The 17,574-nt window shown below is 36.5% G+C and carries 20 protein-coding genes; 10 read left to right on the forward strand and 10 right to left on the reverse strand.

Features of this window, described 5'->3' with window-relative positions:
• Window positions 1–231 precede the first annotated feature (231 nt).
• Complete coding sequence (locus G5W_RS24835) at window positions 232–396, forward strand: sigma-70 family RNA polymerase sigma factor (protein WP_081472441.1); 165 nt, start codon at window positions 232–234, stop codon at window positions 394–396.
• Between the two features lie 6 nt (window positions 397–402).
• Complete coding sequence (locus G5W_RS0107210; RefSeq protein ID WP_010095429.1) at window positions 403–615, forward strand: hypothetical protein; 213 nt, start codon at window positions 403–405, stop codon at window positions 613–615.
• A gap of 202 nt (window positions 616–817) precedes the next feature.
• Here the strand turns inward: G5W_RS0107210 and G5W_RS24840 are convergent, their stop codons facing one another.
• A complete protein-coding gene (locus tag G5W_RS24840; protein WP_081472440.1) occupies window positions 818–1,060 on the reverse strand; it encodes a glutaredoxin family protein in 243 nt (80 codons plus the stop codon).
• A 405-nt stretch (window positions 1,061–1,465) separates the two neighbouring features.
• Here G5W_RS24840 and G5W_RS0107220 point away from each other — a divergent pair, with 405 nt between their 5' ends.
• Window positions 1,466–1,837 carry a VOC family protein gene (locus G5W_RS0107220; protein WP_010095432.1) on the forward strand — a complete coding sequence of 124 codons (372 nt, stop codon included), beginning with the start codon at window positions 1,466–1,468 and terminating at the stop codon, window positions 1,835–1,837.
• A 29-nt stretch (window positions 1,838–1,866) separates the two neighbouring features.
• On the opposite strand, the gene G5W_RS0107225 is transcribed toward G5W_RS0107220, so the two are convergent.
• From G5W_RS0107225 to G5W_RS0107240, 4 genes are all read right to left on the reverse strand, one after another.
• Complete coding sequence (locus G5W_RS0107225; RefSeq protein WP_010095434.1) at window positions 1,867–2,436, reverse strand: SF0329 family protein; 570 nt, start codon at window positions 2,434–2,436, stop codon at window positions 1,867–1,869.
• 5 nt (window positions 2,437–2,441) lie between these two features.
• Window positions 2,442–3,254 carry a CPBP family intramembrane glutamic endopeptidase gene (locus G5W_RS0107230; protein WP_010095436.1) on the reverse strand — a complete coding sequence of 271 codons (813 nt, stop codon included), beginning with the start codon at window positions 3,252–3,254 and terminating at the stop codon, window positions 2,442–2,444.
• A gap of 103 nt (window positions 3,255–3,357) precedes the next feature.
• On the reverse strand, window positions 3,358–4,143 hold the full coding sequence (locus G5W_RS0107235; RefSeq protein WP_010095438.1) for a MerR family transcriptional regulator: 786 nt from the start codon (window positions 4,141–4,143) through the stop codon (window positions 3,358–3,360).
• 71 nt (window positions 4,144–4,214) lie between these two features.
• The gene (locus tag G5W_RS0107240; protein WP_010095440.1) at window positions 4,215–4,559 is read right to left on the reverse strand and encodes a hypothetical protein; all 345 of its coding nucleotides are present in this window, start codon (window positions 4,557–4,559) and stop codon (window positions 4,215–4,217) included.
• A gap of 271 nt (window positions 4,560–4,830) precedes the next feature.
• Here G5W_RS0107240 and G5W_RS0107245 point away from each other — a divergent pair, with 271 nt between their 5' ends.
• Entirely contained in the window at window positions 4,831–5,733 is a 903-nt protein-coding gene (locus G5W_RS0107245; protein ID WP_010095442.1) for an EamA family transporter, read from the forward strand.
• Window positions 5,734–5,929: 196 nt separating this feature from the next.
• On the forward strand, window positions 5,930–7,222 hold the full coding sequence (locus G5W_RS0107250; RefSeq protein ID WP_010095444.1) for a globin-coupled sensor protein: 1,293 nt from the start codon (window positions 5,930–5,932) through the stop codon (window positions 7,220–7,222).
• A 72-nt stretch (window positions 7,223–7,294) separates the two neighbouring features.
• On the opposite strand, the gene aspA is transcribed toward G5W_RS0107250, so the two are convergent.
• The 3 genes from aspA to G5W_RS0107265 all read right to left on the reverse strand — a co-directional run bounded on the left by aspA (window position 7,295) and on the right by G5W_RS0107265 (window position 11,001).
• Entirely contained in the window at window positions 7,295–8,716 is a 1,422-nt protein-coding gene (aspA, locus tag G5W_RS0107255) for an aspartate ammonia-lyase (RefSeq protein WP_010095446.1), read from the reverse strand.
• Window positions 8,717–8,888: 172 nt separating this feature from the next.
• A complete protein-coding gene (locus G5W_RS0107260) occupies window positions 8,889–9,695 on the reverse strand; it encodes a YitT family protein (protein WP_010095447.1) in 807 nt (268 codons plus the stop codon).
• A gap of 418 nt (window positions 9,696–10,113) precedes the next feature.
• Complete coding sequence (locus G5W_RS0107265) at window positions 10,114–11,001, reverse strand: LysR family transcriptional regulator (RefSeq protein WP_010095448.1); 888 nt, start codon at window positions 10,999–11,001, stop codon at window positions 10,114–10,116.
• Window positions 11,002–11,132: 131 nt separating this feature from the next.
• Between G5W_RS0107265 and G5W_RS0107270 the strand changes: the two genes are divergently transcribed.
• The 5 genes from G5W_RS0107270 (at window position 11,133) to G5W_RS0107290 (ending at window position 15,869) form a co-directional block, all read left to right on the forward strand.
• Window positions 11,133–12,323, forward strand: a complete 1,191-nt coding sequence (locus tag G5W_RS0107270; protein WP_010095450.1) for a coenzyme F420-0:L-glutamate ligase — start codon at window positions 11,133–11,135, stop codon at window positions 12,321–12,323.
• Window positions 12,324–12,455: 132 nt separating this feature from the next.
• Entirely contained in the window at window positions 12,456–12,953 is a 498-nt protein-coding gene (locus G5W_RS0107275; RefSeq protein WP_237706208.1) for an SRPBCC family protein, read from the forward strand.
• A gap of 284 nt (window positions 12,954–13,237) precedes the next feature.
• Window positions 13,238–14,899, forward strand: coding sequence for a M4 family metallopeptidase (locus G5W_RS0107280; protein ID WP_010095454.1), 1,662 nt, complete (start codon window positions 13,238–13,240; stop codon window positions 14,897–14,899).
• Between the two features lie 204 nt (window positions 14,900–15,103).
• Window positions 15,104–15,382: an ArsR/SmtB family transcription factor gene (locus G5W_RS0107285; protein ID WP_010095456.1), complete on the forward strand. Its 279-nt coding sequence runs from the start codon at window positions 15,104–15,106 to the stop codon at window positions 15,380–15,382.
• A gap of 100 nt (window positions 15,383–15,482) precedes the next feature.
• Window positions 15,483–15,869, forward strand: a complete 387-nt coding sequence (locus tag G5W_RS0107290; protein ID WP_010095458.1) for a VOC family protein — start codon at window positions 15,483–15,485, stop codon at window positions 15,867–15,869.
• A 111-nt stretch (window positions 15,870–15,980) separates the two neighbouring features.
• On the opposite strand, the gene G5W_RS0107295 is transcribed toward G5W_RS0107290, so the two are convergent.
• A complete protein-coding gene (locus G5W_RS0107295; protein WP_010095460.1) occupies window positions 15,981–16,883 on the reverse strand; it encodes a sensor histidine kinase in 903 nt (300 codons plus the stop codon).
• Window positions 16,884–16,899: 16 nt separating this feature from the next.
• Window positions 16,900–17,571 carry a response regulator transcription factor gene (locus tag G5W_RS0107300; RefSeq protein ID WP_033445609.1) on the reverse strand — a complete coding sequence of 224 codons (672 nt, stop codon included), beginning with the start codon at window positions 17,569–17,571 and terminating at the stop codon, window positions 16,900–16,902.
• Window positions 17,572–17,574 lie beyond the last annotated feature (3 nt).

The following is a 17,574-nucleotide window of genomic DNA, read 5'->3' on the forward strand; positions in this document are numbered from 1 at the left end:
ACGTACACACTATATATCAGTAGCCTAATACACTTTTTTAGTATCGATTACGACAAAAAGGGTTAGAAAACTAAGAGAGAGAAACTTATTGATATTAGATAAAGAAGTCTCATATGACAACAATAAACTAACTATAAAAGATCAAATTGCATTTCAATATTCATCATTTGATGCTGAATTCATTAGCAATTCTTTAATAGATCATATAGAAAATGATAAGCTTGTTGAAATATTGAAAACCTTACCCTCAAAACACAAGTAATACTTGAATTAAAGTATCTTCACAATTTCTCTTTAAAGGAAATAGCAGAAATTATTGGAACTTCACCACAAAATATATCTAGCCAACATAAAAAAGCACTTAGTAAAATTTATAAGAAATTAACTGGGGAGTGAGAATAATTGACAAACCAAGAAAACCAGGATATTGAACATATAATAAAAAAATTTGAATTAAAAATAAAAAAAAGCACTAAATACACACATTATCAGGATCAAGAAGATTTGGAGCAGGAAATTAAGTTGAAAATTATAGAAAAACTTACTACCACGGAATTTGAAGAACCTCCAGGTTTCTGGAGTTTTCTTACTGAACAATCAAAAATAAAGTATTAAAATAAATTACCTCCTAAACATGAGCATTGAATTTGATTTTATTCCATGCTCTTTCTTAGAAACAGAAGTTAAATACAATCATAGGAAAACGGTACAATCATTAATTCCTTTACTTTTATTTCCTACAAATCAGCATAAAAAAGCAGTTCAGTATTGATACAATTATATTGCACCAATACTGAACTGCTCCATTGTCTGGGCTTTATATTAATCTATAATTTAGAGCCCCGGTTTTAACATCTTCAGTGCAACCGATATATATGTCATTCTTAATAATAGTTAGTGGTACCCCTCTTCCATCGAGATCAAGGAATTCCTTTCGATAAATTTCGTTCTCTGCAATATTCTTTTCAAAAAATGGGATATTATTTTCTTTCAAAAAATCTTTCAGATACGTACAGAACCTACACCCTGTTTGGGTATAAACAGTTATATCCAATATCATTCATCCTTTCCAAAATAATAAATTTGGCCCATTTAATCTATAAACTTAAATAGGAACCATATCTAGATAAAGAGGAACAATAAAGGAAAAATAAACCGTTTTAAAAATACTTGTTTATATTTAGCTTTAATCTATTGTTGTAAACAATCCTCCACTTTCATATTCAAACTATTGATTAGGAAGTTTATTATTAGTAAATTTCTTAGTAACTTAAGTGCGTTATCATTACAAGGAATATCATGTGTACAATAGAAATGATTAAACGATTTAGTTTATCTAGTATCATCGCATCCTTTTCTTAATCGACTGGTTGTATATTCTAATTACCATATTTACAGAAGATTATTATTATTGGAACGATATATGCTATGATTAGATCAGTAGATGAGTAAAGGAGAATTCATGATGGAAATTCAAAAAGTCGGTCAAATTGGAATACCCGTAAAAGATATAGGTAGAGCTATTAACTTTTATCAAGAGAAGCTTGACCTTCCCCTAATGTTTAATACAGATAGCATGGCATTTTTTGACTTAAACGGTCTGCGCTTGATGCTTACACTCCCTGAGAATAATCAATTCGATCATCCTAGCTCTGTTTTGTATTTTCAAGTAGGAGATATCAAGGAGACTTACCAAGAGATGCTAGAAAAGGAAGTTATCTTTCTCGATGAGCCTCACGTGGTTACGAAAATAGGTCATACCGAAACATGGATGGTGTTCTTTAGGGATAGTGAAGAGAATGTGCATGCACTGATGAGTGAAGTTGAGGTTGGCTAATATTGTTTCATCGAACGCTTGAAGTATTCTCATTCAAGCGTTCCACTTCTATCATAACTTAACCCCTCCACATCACATCTAATATTATAAAATTCTACAATCAATGGATGTATATCGTCGGATAAAGGAATTTCTTTTAATCTTCTTTTTCCTAATCTTCTATCGAACATCGAATACGCTCTTATCATAATATGTTCTGAGTTCATTGCGTCCTCAATAGATAAAGAGGGGTATTCCATACATGCAGTGTAAAGGTAATTGCTATCAAAAATGCCTTTTCCTATTAAAGTTTCATCAGCAGTATCTGAAGCCCTTACTAATTGCTCCCTTTCTTCTGATTGGAACATGACATTCCAGTCTGGATGATACGGAATCGGTTTTAAACCATTTTCTTCCTTCAACTGTTGATATAACTTTTCATGCTCAATGGCAAATGTCACATCAGTGGCACTAACTATCTCCCTCTTATCGAAGGTAATCCAAACTTTACTAGGCCCATCATGGAATTTCCGATATACCGTTGCATGAATTCGGACACGTCCTTTTAACCGGTCGCAAAGGAAACTTTCCAGTGTTGTTTTTGTTTTGCTCCATTGCATTACAATCACCTCTCTCTGAATTTACGTGTATATAGAACTTGCCTTGGATTTAGAAGTATTAACACAATTGCTATCAGGAAGTATAAGAGCATGTAGTATCCTAGAATGTCTAATAAATCTCCTCTTATCAAGTCTAGTGAAAAGTTAAATAATTGATGTGCTACAATCGGGATGACAAGATTCTTATTGAAGTTGTAGAATAACGTCACTATGACAGAAAACGATACAATTCCAAGCATAAAAAGCACGATGTACCCAATCAAATCCACTCCGGTATAACCAGAAGCAAACCATAATGGAGTATGCCATCCTCCCCATAAAAGTCCTATTACGAGAGATGATTTCAGTGGAGAATACTGCTTTTGAAGTTTATTTAAAGCGTACCCCCTCCATCCTAACTCCTCTCCAAATGGTCCTCTTACTAAGTTATCGAAAAATGCAAAAATAACTGGTGGAAAACTTGAAAAAGATAATATACTATGTAAACTTTCGGTATAGTTTGTTAAGAAAGAGATTGTCACGGTTGTTATAAGGGTTTGAATAGTAATGAGAGTGGCAAGGACTCGGAGGTTTAATCTTGTAGTAAATTGCCGCTTTATAAAACTCCATAAATTTATGTCTGGATTTATTCTCCTAAACAAAATAACAATTGCAATGGTTGAGGACCATGCTGAGACAATTTGCAATAAGTTAGTTATGCCCTCTGGAAGACCTAACATGATACTTATGCCAATCACCACAAATAAAACGAGAAACACTACATAACTTAGGATAAAGAAACTTAACAACGGTCTTTTTAAAATATCTTTATTTTTCACACTATCCCACTCCTTAAAATAAAATGCTAGTACCGGAAAATCGTTCGCTACTAACGATTATTTTAAACCTATGGGTAACCCTCAGCTCAATACCTCTATGGCATTATTTTATTGGTGCATACATTTCTACGAATACTCGTTCTAGGTCGTTCTCATATGTTGTCAATAAAATATTAATGTAAGCAACTCCAACTAATTCATATCCATTCTCTTCTGCCATGGTGAAAAGCCGCGCTCCTACCTCGCTATCGATATCTTTTCCTTCTTTAACCGCTCTCCCATTCTCTATAACTGTATAAATACACTTTGGATGAAAAATTATCTTATTTGGATCAATACTCTCTGTGTCTTGCATACCTTGTACAATTAGATATTTTTCCTTTTGAATTCCTTTTTCATCAAAATAAATGACACGTCTAACACTATTTAACGTTACAGCTTTTCTTAATGCGGTATTTCTTAACATCTCATACTCTTCATAGGCTTTATAGTCTGACATTTCACCAAGTACTTCTATTGGTTTCATCTCTTTTAATATAAATCTACCTAAATACTCCGGTATATTTTTACAGTCTTCTTTCACAGAGGTTAGCTGCCTTAGAAGAAGCTTTTTATATTCGAGTTCTTCCATTAATTTTGCTTCCTGCTGTTCTAAAATAGATGCTACATACTCTACCCCCTTACTTTGTCTTATCTCTTGAATTTTCTTGACCTCTATATTTAGCTCTCTATAAAAATTAGTTGTCATAATATCATGTATATCAAATTGATCATACTTCCTATACCCATTAGTATCGTGTTTCGGATTAACCAGCTTCTTTTCTTCATAATATTTTATTGTATCTCTGGTCACCCCTAAGAAGTTAGCGACTTGCCCGATAGTATACAAATTCCATCCCTCCTAAAACACATATAATAGAAAAGCAGGGAAAACCCCTGCTATCAACATGAAGTATAGTCTTACGTCTGTAATTTGGACAGGTCATCACGCTTTACACGTACGGTTACATATTCATCTACAGGGCCATTACCGACCCCTCGTTGATTTTCATAAACTTGCATTCCTTCATCATCATAGACTTTCGGCTTCATTACCAAGAAACCCAAGAATGAGATTACTGTCATTGCTACAAAGAAGGCTAATAAATATACCCAATATCTTACATAGACATTATTCATCACAGCGTCTTTTACTTCTATCCCTGATGTCTGGTAGGCTATCAAATAATTACATAGACTTACCACAAATAAAATTAGTGTAGCGCCGATAGATAATAAAAACAATATACCTAGTAGATTCCTCATGTTGCTTTTCCCCTCTGTTGTGATTTAAGTATGATAATTATAGCATATAAGCAGATTATTTAATTTTGGTAGAAATGTAGATTATTGGAGGGCTTTTCTCTAACGGGCATGGGATATGTTCTCTCCACGCGGGAACACGTTTCTCTATCCGGGGACTATATCCGCTACGCGCGGTGTACATTTCCCACGACACCATTAACGAATAGGACAATTTACCCACCATTATGCTATAATGATAGAATTGATTTTTCTGCATCAAGGAGGTCTCTTCATGAAATTTAATAAGGGGATATTATTTATCCTAATCGGTGCTGGAGGCTTTGGATTTACTCCGGTTTTTGCAAAGCTAGGGTTTAGCTATGGTTATTCACTCGGGCAAATTACGATTGTTCAAATGCTTATCTCCTTTCTTTTTCTATGGATACTTACGCTACTAAATAAACGCTCTAGTTTCAAAGGGATAACCAAAAAGAATATCTTACCTATTATGATGACTGGTTGTTTGGTTGGGTTAACTAGCGTACTCTACTATGGGTCCATGCAGTATCTACCTGCGTCATTATCTATCATTTTAATGTTCCAATTTGTTTGGATTGGAATTATCTTAGAATGGATCTTTAGCAAAGTAAAACCAGCCCCCATAACCATTCTATCCATCATCCTAATTCTTATCGGTGTCTTTTTCGCCTCCGATATTATGAATGGGGAAATACATGGTTTGCCTGTTAAAGGGTTAGTTTATGGAATACTATCGGCATTTACGTATGCGGGTTTTATCTTTTTCAGTGGGAAGGTTGCTGTACATGTTGATGCATGGACTAGGACTTCCATAATGGTAACAGGTTCGACAATCTTAGTACTCGTTCTCTTTATCCGAGACATTCCAACGATTGTCCCATTGGAAGGTAACTTGATATTAGTTGCTGCAGGTGTAGCGTTATTCGGAGCTGTCCTACCGCCATTATTCTTTGCTGCTGGTGCACCATTGGTATCAGGTGGAATTGCAAACATCCTAACATCCATTGAACTACCAATTGCTATTCTTTCAGCAAGCCTGATTTTATCGGAGGAGGTAGCGCCTCTCCAGTGGTTGGGCACAGTTATTATCCTAGTAGCTATCATATTAAACGAACTGGGGTCTAATCTATTTCGCAAAGTCAAATCGAAAACTTAACATAAAACATGGACGATTATACCGCTTCTTCCTTTGTAATTGGCGAAGTAATCGTCCCTATTTATCAACCAAAATATAACTTATTTACATATAAAATGAAGCGGTATAGCCTAACTTCAGTATTGATTACTATTTAAAAATTATTCTAATTGCCGATAAAAAATATGCGATTAAATTAAGGGAGTATAACAATTCTATGTTTACTAAAAAAGAGAAATTAGCAACGTTAAGAGAAGAAGCAGAAAAACAACTACAACATGTAAAGATTGACGTAAATCATGATAACATTCTAGTGCAACAAATTTCACTTATCGATCTTACATTAGAGGATCTTGCTATTGCTAAGGCTTTACAACCATTTATCAATGAAAATATTGATAAAATATATAATCCTCTATATAACAATAAACATGCTGGAATTCAAAGTGTCGTTAATATGACACCCATTGGTATCGACTTAGCTGGTAGTCAACAATATGTAGTCGGTTTCTTCGGTGGGGTAATCGACGATAAGTTTGTAGATAGAAGATATCAACTTAGCAAATATTATTTAAAAACAGGTGTGGAAGTAAAATGGTATCTCTGTACCAACCAAGCGTTTTTCAATAATACATTGGAGCTTTTAGCTGAAAAGTATAAGGACGACATGGAAAGTTTTGCACTTGCTGCAAGAGTAACGAGTAAAGTCTTTAATTTAGAACAACAGCTTTGCTTATCTGCATTACAAGATTTACAAAACCAAGTAGCTCAGGCGAAGGAAATGGAAGCGAAGCAGAATGTCAAAGAAGCTATTGGCGCTATAACAGAGGAATTAGCAGGTATGTCGGAAGAGGTTGGTGCTTCTGTTGCTGATGTAGTGGTACGTTCTGAAAGTATCAAAAAATACCTAACAGAAGGTCTTGAGTCATCTATCATCACATCTGAAACATCAGAAGCGGGTAGAAAGCAATTAGACCAAGTGATTGAACAAACAGAGTCCTTAAAAGACAGTGTAACTAACATTCAGTCCAATATAGGTTCATTGGAAGCAAACTCAAGAGAGATCGGTGAAATCGTCTCTGTCATTACCTCCATTGCAGAACAAACTAATCTTCTAGCACTAAATGCCGCAATCGAGGCCGCTAGAGCAGGAGAGCATGGAAAAGGATTCTCCGTTGTAGCAGATGAAGTAAGAAAACTAGCAGAGCAAACCAAAGCATCTTCCAATAATATTACCGAACTAGTTGTCTCTACAACCAAGCAAATTGAAGATGTTGTCAAACAAATGAACGAAATTAACTCGAAAACAATTCTAGCAAACCAGAACGTTCATGATACTACACAAAACTTTAATGATATTCTATCGGCAAGTACGGTGAGTAAGGATCAGAACGAAAGAAGTAATGAGGAAATGAGTAGCTTCACAGATATACTAAAAGAAATCGGTGAGGCTGGATCAAAAGTTGCTCATTTAGCCGATAACTTGAATGAAACCATGCGTAGATTTTAATAAAAAACAGGGTGTAGACAAATAATCTACCCCTGTTTTTTTATGGGACAAGCGACCTGTCCCCGTGTACCGCTACAACAAGCTTTTTCCTGCAATTCCTGGGTGTGTCATTTCATACGGGTCTAAGATAAGATTTAGCTCTTCCTCTGTTAAAACGCCGTATTTTAGACATAGTTCTCTTACAGATTGTCCGGATTTTATTGCTTCTGACGCTATTTGTGCAGCTCGTTCGTATCCAATATGAGGATTAACCGCTGTAATAACTCCAACGCTTTTTTCTACATATTCTTTCAAACGATCTTCATTAGCAGTTATGCCTCTAACACAGTAATCCGTAAATGAACGGAAAGCATTATTCATAATACTAATAGACTGTAAAAGATTAAATACTAGAACAGGCTCCATCACATTTAGTTCAAACTGACCTGCTTCGGAAGCAAGGCTAATGGTCTGATCATTCCCAATCACTTGAAAAGCTACTTGGTTAATCAATTCTGGCATAACTGGATTTACCTTTCCAGGCATAATGGAAGAACCTGGCTGTCTAGCAGGTAATGTTATCTCAGCTAATCCTGCTCTTGGTCCTGAGGCCATTAGACGGATATCATTCGCAATCTTAGACATGTTCATCATACTGATTTTCAAGGCTGAAGAAACTTCCGTATAGGCATCTGTATTTTGTGTCGCATCCACTAAATGCTCTGTCCCCACAAGTGGCAGACCACTAATATCCGCTAAATACTTCAACACATTTTCAATGTAATACGGATCAGCATTTAACCCTGTCCCTACAGCAGTTGCCCCCATATTTAATTCATACAAATGCTGCCGTGATTGCTTAATTCGTTTAATATCACGAGCAATAACACGGCTATATGCTTCAAATTCTTGGCCAAGACGAATTGGTACAGCATCTTGAAGATGCGTACGCCCCATTTTAATTACATCACTGAATTCAACGGCCTTTTGTTCAAAAACAAGCCGCATTTCCTCCATCGTAAGGATTAGCTTCTCCATTAAATTCAAGACCGAAATATGGATAGCTGTCGGAAAGGCATCATTTGTTGATTGTGACATATTCACATGTGTATTCGGACTACAAATAGAATAATTCCCTTTATCTTTTCCGAGTATTTCAATCGCACGATTAGCAATGACTTCATTAACATTCATATTAATCGAGGTTCCTGCTCCACCTTGGATAGGATCTACGATTATTTGGTCATGCCATTTTCCCTCTATCAGTTCACTCGCTGCCTGAATCATTGCTTCACCGATATCGGCATTTAGACGTTTACTATCCATGTTCGCTAGAGCAGCAGCTTTTTTTACCATTGCCATTGCGTTAATTAATTCCTCATGAATACGGTACCCAGTAATTGGAAAGTTTTCAACCGCACGTAAGGTTTGAATGCCATAATAAGCTTCATTTGGCACTTCTCTTTCACCTAGAAAATCCTTCTCAATACGTGTTTCATTCATTGTAACTGCCATGTTTTAATATCTCCTTAATTCATCATCTATCTTAAGCTTCTCATGAAGATAAATATGTTTCTACGAGGCTAATTATAGAACTTATATAGGAAAAATCAAGGAGTAAAATCGAATTTACACAACTTGGTTTTAGTTTCTTTAATTGACAGTTGACAGCCATGAAAGACTAATCCTAATTCTTAGCAAACTCCCCGTCCACTTCTACCGTTTTGTAAATATTGATAAACGCCTTTTTATCATGGCTTCGGACAATCTTTTTAATTTGCATGGTTTCATAGCGGGTCACGACTGTCATTAAGATTTGTTTACTCTCTTTTGTATAGCCACCCACACCCTCAGTAATCGTTATTCCTCGATAAATAGATTCAATGAGGTCTTTTCTAATTGCCTCTCCTTCTGTCGTAACAATCTGCATCGTTAATTTAATGTGGTTTGTGTAAACAGCATCAAGGGATTTACCGGTAATATAAATAGACAACATCGTATATAACGCAATATTCCAGTCAAATGCAAACCCTGAAATTAATACAATAACACCATTCATCGCTGTTAAAGAAAGACCAACACTAATATTGGTTGTTCGAGAAAGGATAATCGCAATGATATCCAATCCGCCCGAAGTACCAGAATACTTCATAATTAATCCAATTCCCACTCCGCTAATGACCCCACCAAAAATAACAGAAAGTAATGTGTTATCAGCAATTGGAGCAACCGGTATGATATATAAAAATATAGATAGTGATACAACACAAAGCAATGTGTTTAGCGTGATGGTCTTCCCTAGCTTAAAATATCCCAATAGAAGTAATGGTACGTTAAGTAGAAAGTTCATGAACCCGATATCGAACGGTGTAATTAATCCAATTAGGATCGCAATACCGCTTATACCACTACTCAATACTCCGTAAGGTACTAAGAAGTTATTAAAACCAAACGCAATGATAAGTGATCCCAATATAACAATAAAATATTTCATACCTAGTTGAACCTCCATTCTAGTTGTAAAACGTGATGAAAAATAATACTATCAGTTAGAAGAGGACGATATTATGTTAACGAATCGCCTGAAACTTATGTATGAAAAAACTCGCCCCAAAATTAGGGACGAGCTTGTCTCGTTAAACCACCCATATTCCGTTAGATTTGCAAGTGGAAACTAATCAACACTTCCCAACAAGTACTTCCTTATATGATGAAGAAGGCCAACATATTCTCTATGAAACTTGCATCTCTGAGGTGTTTTTCAGAAAGAAACACATTTAGGTTCCTTTCTTACTTTAACTCATCACTGACTTTTTATTATTAATTAAGTAATCTATCAAACATGAATAGTGGATGTCAATATAATTACCCGATATAGTTTTATTGGAAATATTTCTTTATTTTAGTTTTTATTACAGTTGACTTTGGATGTTTTCCACGAAGTTCTTAGCAGCATGGGATAAGGGGACATTTTTTAGATAGCAAATCCCTATATTTCTTTTTGGAATTTCCTCTTCTAGCTTCAACTCATATAGGTCTCCTCTTGCTAAATAATCACTCGCAAACTCTTTTATCACACAGGACACACCTAAGTTTATTTTCGTGAATTCTAATACTAAATCATAGGAGCCAAGTTCAAAAACCGGTGCGACCTGATATCCGTACTTTTTTAAGAAATTCTCCACAAACATTCTGGAGTTAGATTTCCTTTCTAGGAAAATTAACGGAAGTTCCATCAAGTTTTCCAGGCTAATTGGTTTTTCTGTTAATGATTTATACTTCTCACCACAGACAAACGTATCTTGGATTTCCTTACACGGTATCACATCAAGCTGATCATCTTGAACAGGCAGATTACATATCCCGACATCTGCTTTTCCGGATTTAATCAAATTGATAATTTCCGATGTGGTTCGATTTAGGATATTAAGCGTGATACCTGGGTATTTTTCATGAAACTGTTCTAAATAGGGCAATAAGAAATATCGGGATATCGTATCACCTACTCCAATACGAAGCTCCCCGGTTTTTAATGTTTTATATTCAAATAGCTTATCCTCAGCAACTTGGATGATACCTAATGCAGACTGTACATGCTCATGTAATAGAATCCCTTCAGAAGTTAATTCAACACCCCTAGACGTTCGATTAAACAGTTGGATAGACAATTCTTTCTCCAGCTTAGAAATAGCCTGACTAACCGCTGATTGCGTCATATAGAGTTCCTGGGCAGCTTTCGAAAAACTATTATGATGACTAACAACATGAAATATACGATATAAATCCAGTTTCCCAATCATATTAACACTCCTTATAGGTGATATTATAAATATTAATTTTACTTATAGCAATAACAGGAGTATAGTTACATAGGGTTGATTAAATAATAATGATAAGAAATTTTAAACTCATACCCTGAGGAGAGATCATATTGGAAAGAGTAGTTGGAACAGTTGTACGCGGACTTCGCGGACCAATCATTAACACTGGAGATAACATTGAAGAGATTGTAGTCAATACAGTATTAAACACTGCTAAAGTAGAAGGTTTTTCTATAGAGGACCGTGACATTGTAACGATCACAGAATCTATTGTTGCTCGTGCACAAGGAAACTATGCAACAATTGATGACATTGCAACCGATGTTAAGGCGAAGTTTGGAGAAACGAAAGTAGGCGTCATCTTCCCAATTCTAAGCCGTAATCGTTTTTCAAATTTACTAAAAGGGATTGCGAGAGGCACAAAAAGTGTTGTACTAATGCTTAGCTACCCTGCAGATGAAGTAGGGAACCATCTTGTCGATATTGATGAACTAGATGTGAAAGGAATCAATCCGTGGACAGATGTACTAACAGAAGCAGACTTCCGTCAACATTTTGGCAATAAGAAACACCCGTTTACTGGGGTTGATTATATCGAATATTATAAAGGATTAATAGAAGCAGAAGGTGTAACTTGCGAAGTCATCTTCTCTAACAATCCGAAAACTATTTTAGACTATACGAAGAACGTCCTCACATGTGACATTCACTCTCGGTTCAGAACAAAACGTATTTTAACGAATAATGGTGCTGAGAAAGTATTTGGACTGGATGACATTCTAACAGAGTCCATTAACGGCAGTGGCTTTAATGAAGATTATGGTCTACTTGGATCGAACAAGTCTACGGAAGAAAGTGTGAAGCTTTTCCCGAATAACTGCCAACCAATCGTTGATGGTATTCAAGAAAAATTAAAAGAAGCAACTGGTAAAACAGTGGAAGTAATGGTGTATGGTGATGGGGCATTTAAGGACCCTGTCGGCCAAATTTGGGAGCTTGCAGACCCAGTTGTATCACCTGCTTACACTTCTGGTCTTGAAGGCACTCCTAATGAAGTGAAATTAAAATATCTAGCAGATAACAATTTCTCTCACTTACGTGGTGAAGAGTTAAAACAAGCAATTTCCGAGTACATTCAAAATAAAAACGAAGACCTAGTAGGCGCTATGGAAGCACAGGGAACAACACCTCGCAGACTTACTGATTTAATCGGCTCATTGTCGGACTTAACCTCTGGTAGCGGTGATAAAGGTACACCAATGATATATATCCAAGGTTATTTTGATAATTATACAAAGTAGGATTGGTAGAGATGCATTTCTTAATTGAAATGCATCTTTTTATATGCGTTGATTACTTCCAAATGATAGGATAAAAGGTAACATCTAGAATAGTTGTAAGGTGACTCACCAGACTTCAAGTAGATAAGGAGAATGAATATAATGACAGAATATGGTACACTACATCATTTAAACGGTCAGTATGCTTTAAAATTTGAACGGTTTATTCCTCATCATCCAAAAGAAGTTTTCCGAATCCTTATAAATCCTACTATATTCACCAAATGGTACCCTTTCGCTACTGGGGAGATGGATCTCAAGCTTGGTGGTAAGATTGCCTTCGATGATGGCGAAGGAACGACTTATCACGGTATCATCACAGAGTTAGAAGCCCCCTATTTATTTGGTTTCCGTGAAGTGGAAGATCTGATAAGCATTTCTTTACAGGAGGAAGATAACGGGTGTCGATTGATTTTCACTCACACGTTTAACGATAGCGCATGGGTAGTTCCTACTGCTGCAGGTTGGCATAGGTGTCTGGATGTACTTAGCCAGCTCATCAACGGACAACCAGTCGAATGGAAAGATAACACAGCTGAATTAAAGGAGTTCTATCAAAAGGTGGTTAATGGTGGCAACGATGGATACTAAATATCCTCTCCTATCAGGACGCTCTTATTTCATAAGAGGCGTCTTTCTTATTCCTTCAACTTAATATTATTCCACACTCATGACAGAAATCCTCTAAACTGGTTCAAAAATAAAAACATTGCCCCATAAATCTATTTCGTTATTCGAAATAATAGTTACTTAAGTAGTAATAACTTCTTTTAAACTAAGGACTTTTCCCTAATTGACAATTAATTCTAAATAATCATGCAACAATAGAGTTACTCCCCTATAATAGAGACCAATACGTTATAGGAGGGATATAAATGAGTAAGAAAAAACTACTTCCAGCAATTCTACTATCCACAGCGTTTCTAGCAGGAACTCTATCACCAAGTGCCATCTTAGCAAATCCCCATGATAAAGCAGATTCCATCGAGGTACAAGCCCCAAAAGCATGGAACGAAAAAGCAAATGTCCCCATCTTTGTTAAGGAAAAAAACACAGCAAAATATGAATCTAGTAATGCAGCCAATGCGCTAGATTACTTGAGTAAACAGGAAGCCAAACTTGGTCTCAAAAACCCAAAGCAGAATCTAAAGGTAAAATCCATCGAGAAAGATAGTCTCGGTATGACACATATTCGTTTTGAACAAACAAAGAACAATGTAAAGGTAGACGGTGCTGAGCTTGTTGTCCATTTCAATAAAGATCATCAAGTCGTCAGTGTAAATGGACATGTTAACCAGCTAGCATTAGAGGATACCAAACTAACAACTAATACCTCCGTTTCAAAGGATATCGCAATAAAAGAGGCAAAGTCCTCTGTCAAAGCTCCATTAGATCTCGCCTTTGATCCGATTACGGAGTTGGTAGTTTATCCATTCGAAGGAAAGAACCATGTGGTGTACAAAGTTAATCTAACATTTCTAGGTGATGAGCCTGGAAACTGGTTTGTGTACGTTGACGCCCAAACCGGGAAAGTCGTTGATAAGATTAATGCGTTATTACATGCAGACGAGGTGAAGAAAAAACATCATAATGGCGTGGGGATAGGGGTTCATGGACAATTAAGACATCTCCACACTACTCAAGAGGTGGCACCTGGCATGCCTACTGTCTTCAAACTATATGATGAATCCCATGAAAACCTGGAAGGAATCTACACTCTTGACTACAATACAGGGGAAATTTTTTCAAACAAAAGCTCATCCTGGAAAGATCCATATGTAGCACCTGCGGTTGATGCTCACTACAATTCCGAAAAGGTTTATGACTATTATCTAGAGGAGCATGGTAGAAACTCTCTGGATGGTAATGGTATGGCGATTATTTCATATGTACATGTTGGTACGAATTATAATAACGCATTCTGGAATGGACGCTATATGGCTTATGGTGATGGAGACGGCGAATTCATGGTTCCATTATCAGCAGGGCTAGATGTTGCGGCTCATGAAATGACACATGGTGTGATCACCCATACAGCAAACCTTCAATATCGCTTCCAGTCCGGGGCATTGAACGAGTCCTTTGCGGATGTTTTTGGTGCATTGATTGATGCAGATGATTGGGAGATGGGTGAAGACATTATGGCACCTGCCGCTAAAGCAGAAGGCAGAATAGCTTTACGTAGCCTAAGTAACCCAGATCAATTCCCAGTATCCGAAGAACGAGCACCATATGGAGATGGTTACTATCCAGAACATATGGATGAGTACTATGATATGCCAGCTCGAGTGGATAACGGCGGAGTTCATGTTAATTCATCCATTACCAACCATGCAGCATACTTAATCGGTGAACAAATTGGCAAAGAAAAGCTTGGTCAAATTTATTACCGTGCACTAACCGTCTACCTAACACCTACCTCTGACTTTAGTGATGCACGGAATGCATTAGTTCAATCTGCAGTAGATATTTATGGAGATGGAAGCCCTGAGACAGCTGCGGTTGAGAGTGGATTTGATCAAGTCGGTATTTATTAATAGGTGATTAAAGGAGCTTGAGTTATTACCAAGCTCCTTTTCCTGTTGGAACACAATTGTTTACCTAAAGATGAGATGAGTTGACTTACTTGTTATGGTGCTTTATCGTTTTTACCTTTACCAGAAAAGCAAAATCAGTTCCTCATACAATAATTTAGTTGCGCATATTTGACATGCAACCTCCTGGTTGCGTATAATCGAGATATGAATCTGGACAAAGACATTATTTTTAAAGCACTGGCCGATTCAACTCGACGGCTAATATTAGATGAACTATCTGAAAGTAATGAATTGACGTTATATGAACTTACTACGCGTCTCATTATGAAGCACGGTCTTTCCATTTCACGGCAGGCGATTTCAAAACATCTTTCAACATTAGAAGATGCGGGACTAGTAACGTCAAAACGAAAGGGAAAATATCGAGTTCTTATGTTTAACAACGAACCATTGAAAGATTTACTGAAAGGATGGGTAGAGTAGTATTAGTATTACAAATTAAAGAAGTATGCGTCTTCTCAGTTTAGCCAAAGATTATTAGTAGAGTACCTATATCGTAATAGTAAAAGGAGATTAAATTATAATGAAAATCATTGTTACGAGTATTTTCGTTGAAGATCAAGATAAGGCATTAGAATTTTATACAAAAACACTAGGATTTGTCGTAAAGCATGATGTTCCCTCAGGAGCATATCGGTGGATAACCGTAGTTTCACCAGATGCCAAGGACGGTACCGAACTTGTACTCGAACCAAATGAACATCCTGCTGCTCAGGAGTATCAAAAGAAATTATTTGCCGATGGCATACCAGTAACAATGTTTGGTGTTCATGATATACAAGAAGAGTATCAACGACTAATGGATCACGGTGTAAGGTTTACGATGAAGCCGACCGAAATGGGCGATATCACAATAGCTGTATTTGACGATACATGTGGAAACCTTATTCAGATTATCGAGCAAAAATAACTACAAATGATTATATTTTGGTACTATACAGGATGATATTAAAAAAGATAAAAAGGACTTCTTGGTTGAAGTCCTTTCATACAAATTCATTTTGTAACGTTATATCCATGTTTAAACCCTTGTAACTGGAAGTGATATATGAAGGATAAACCAACCATTCTCTAACTCCGCATCCATCTTCCCATTCATCTTTTCAACTAATTTCTTAGACATATACAGACCTAAACCACTAGCTTCCGTGTTTGTTCTACTAGTAACTTCTGTATAAAAACGGGTAAATACCTTTTCTATGGTTACCTTACTATCCTTTTTAATGTCATTTTTCACAGTAAGTATTAGATAGTTCCCCTCTCTACTATAGCTTATCACCGCTTTACAATGCGCATAACGAAGAATGTTCTGGACAATATTCTGAATAACACGGGTAACCATTAGACGGTCAGCAATAATTTGCACTTCGTTTTGCTGTTCAGGAAAATCCAGTTCAATGTGCTTTTCGACCAATTGTTCGTAGAAAGACAGGAAAATTTCTTCGACGACATTAGAGAGCGAAATCGACGTGAACGTAACTTCCTTTTGATTCGTTTCAATCTGGGCCAAATCATAGAATTGGTCTGTCATTTCAAGCAAGCGTTTAACAGATTGTTCAATAATCATTAAATAACTCTCTCGTTTCTGTTCATCTGTTGTTGCATGTAGTAGTTGAACATAGCCATGGATAGATGTAAGTGGTGTCCGCAAATCATGTGACAGTCCCGCAATGGATAATTTCACATTTTCCTCCATTTGTTTCGCTTGGCGGTTTTTCTCCTGAAATGCATCGACGGCCACGTTCCACTCATCTACTAAATCCAGCAATACTTTATCACGAAAATCAAGCGACAGCCTACTTCCGTAACTAGCACGGGTTGGCAATACGCTAATTTCCTGCCGTAGCTTTCTCAGCTCTCGCTTTAAAAAGTAAATATAAAAAAGGAGCGCTAATGCTAGTAAGAAAAATATCCAACTCCACATCACAAAAACGCCCCCATTAATCAAATTTAAACCCAATACCCCAGACAGTCTTTATATAATTGGAGTCCACTTCATGAAGCTTACTTCGTAAATTACTTATATGCATATTTACGGTTTTATCACTATTAAAGTACGGCTCCTTCCAAACACTTTCATATATGTTTGCACGACTATATACTTTCTGTGGATTCCCAAGTAATAAAAGCAAAATTTCATACTCCCTACCTGTAAGATGGATAGATAGACCGTTAATTTTTACTTCTCTCGTATCAAGATCAACATAGATATTTTTATACTGTATATCCTTTTTTGCTTCGACCGGCACCTTGGTTGCATGACGAAGTTGAATGTCTATTCGAGCAAGAAGCTCCTTCAAATCAAACGGTTTTGTCATGTAATCATCTGCCCCACTCGTCAGTAATTCCAATTTCGAATGTTGATCGGTTTTCGCAGAAATTACCATTACAGGAATACTGGAATATTGTCTTTGCTCTTGAAGAAATTCTTCCCCATGCATCCCAGGTAACATTAAATCCAGCAGGACTAAATCAATCGTATGTTGGTCCATTAACAGCTTACCTTCTGTTCCGGAGTATGCACTGAATGTCGTATACCCATGCATCTCTAATGTCTCTTTCATCAATGAATGAATGGTAACATCATCTTCCATTATCAATATCTTCTTCACATG

Source organism: Ornithinibacillus scapharcae TW25, from assembly GCF_000190475.1.
Lineage (GTDB): Bacteria > Bacillota > Bacilli > Bacillales > Amphibacillaceae > Ornithinibacillus > Ornithinibacillus scapharcae.

Excerpts from the sequence above, each read along its gene's own strand:
- G5W_RS0107285 (WP_010095456.1), top strand. The coding sequence starts at position 15,104 with ATGAATCTGGACAAAGACATTATTTTTAAAGCACTGGCCGATTCAACT.
- G5W_RS0107280 (WP_010095454.1), top strand. The coding sequence starts at position 13,238 with ATGAGTAAGAAAAAACTACTTCCAGCAATTCTACTATCCACAGCGTTT.
- G5W_RS0107225 (WP_010095434.1), bottom strand. The coding sequence starts at position 2,436 with ATGCAATGGAGCAAAACAAAAACAACACTGGAAAGTTTCCTTTGCGAC.
- G5W_RS0107295 (WP_010095460.1), bottom strand. The coding sequence starts at position 16,883 with ATGTGGAGTTGGATATTTTTCTTACTAGCATTAGCGCTCCTTTTTTAT.
- G5W_RS0107245 (WP_010095442.1), top strand. The coding sequence starts at position 4,831 with ATGAAATTTAATAAGGGGATATTATTTATCCTAATCGGTGCTGGAGGC.
- aspA (WP_010095446.1), bottom strand. The coding sequence starts at position 8,716 with ATGGCAGTTACAATGAATGAAACACGTATTGAGAAGGATTTTCTAGGT.
- G5W_RS0107290 (WP_010095458.1), top strand. The coding sequence starts at position 15,483 with ATGAAAATCATTGTTACGAGTATTTTCGTTGAAGATCAAGATAAGGCA.
- G5W_RS0107250 (WP_010095444.1), top strand. The coding sequence starts at position 5,930 with ATGTTTACTAAAAAAGAGAAATTAGCAACGTTAAGAGAAGAAGCAGAA.
- G5W_RS0107240 (WP_010095440.1), bottom strand. The coding sequence starts at position 4,559 with ATGAGGAATCTACTAGGTATATTGTTTTTATTATCTATCGGCGCTACA.
- G5W_RS24840 (WP_081472440.1), bottom strand. The coding sequence starts at position 1,060 with ATGATATTGGATATAACTGTTTATACCCAAACAGGGTGTAGGTTCTGT.
- G5W_RS0107265 (WP_010095448.1), bottom strand. The coding sequence starts at position 11,001 with ATGATTGGGAAACTGGATTTATATCGTATATTTCATGTTGTTAGTCAT.
- G5W_RS0107275 (WP_237706208.1), top strand. The coding sequence starts at position 12,456 with ATGAATATAATGACAGAATATGGTACACTACATCATTTAAACGGTCAG.
- G5W_RS0107260 (WP_010095447.1), bottom strand. The coding sequence starts at position 9,695 with ATGAAATATTTTATTGTTATATTGGGATCACTTATCATTGCGTTTGGT.
- G5W_RS0107220 (WP_010095432.1), top strand. The coding sequence starts at position 1,466 with ATGGAAATTCAAAAAGTCGGTCAAATTGGAATACCCGTAAAAGATATA.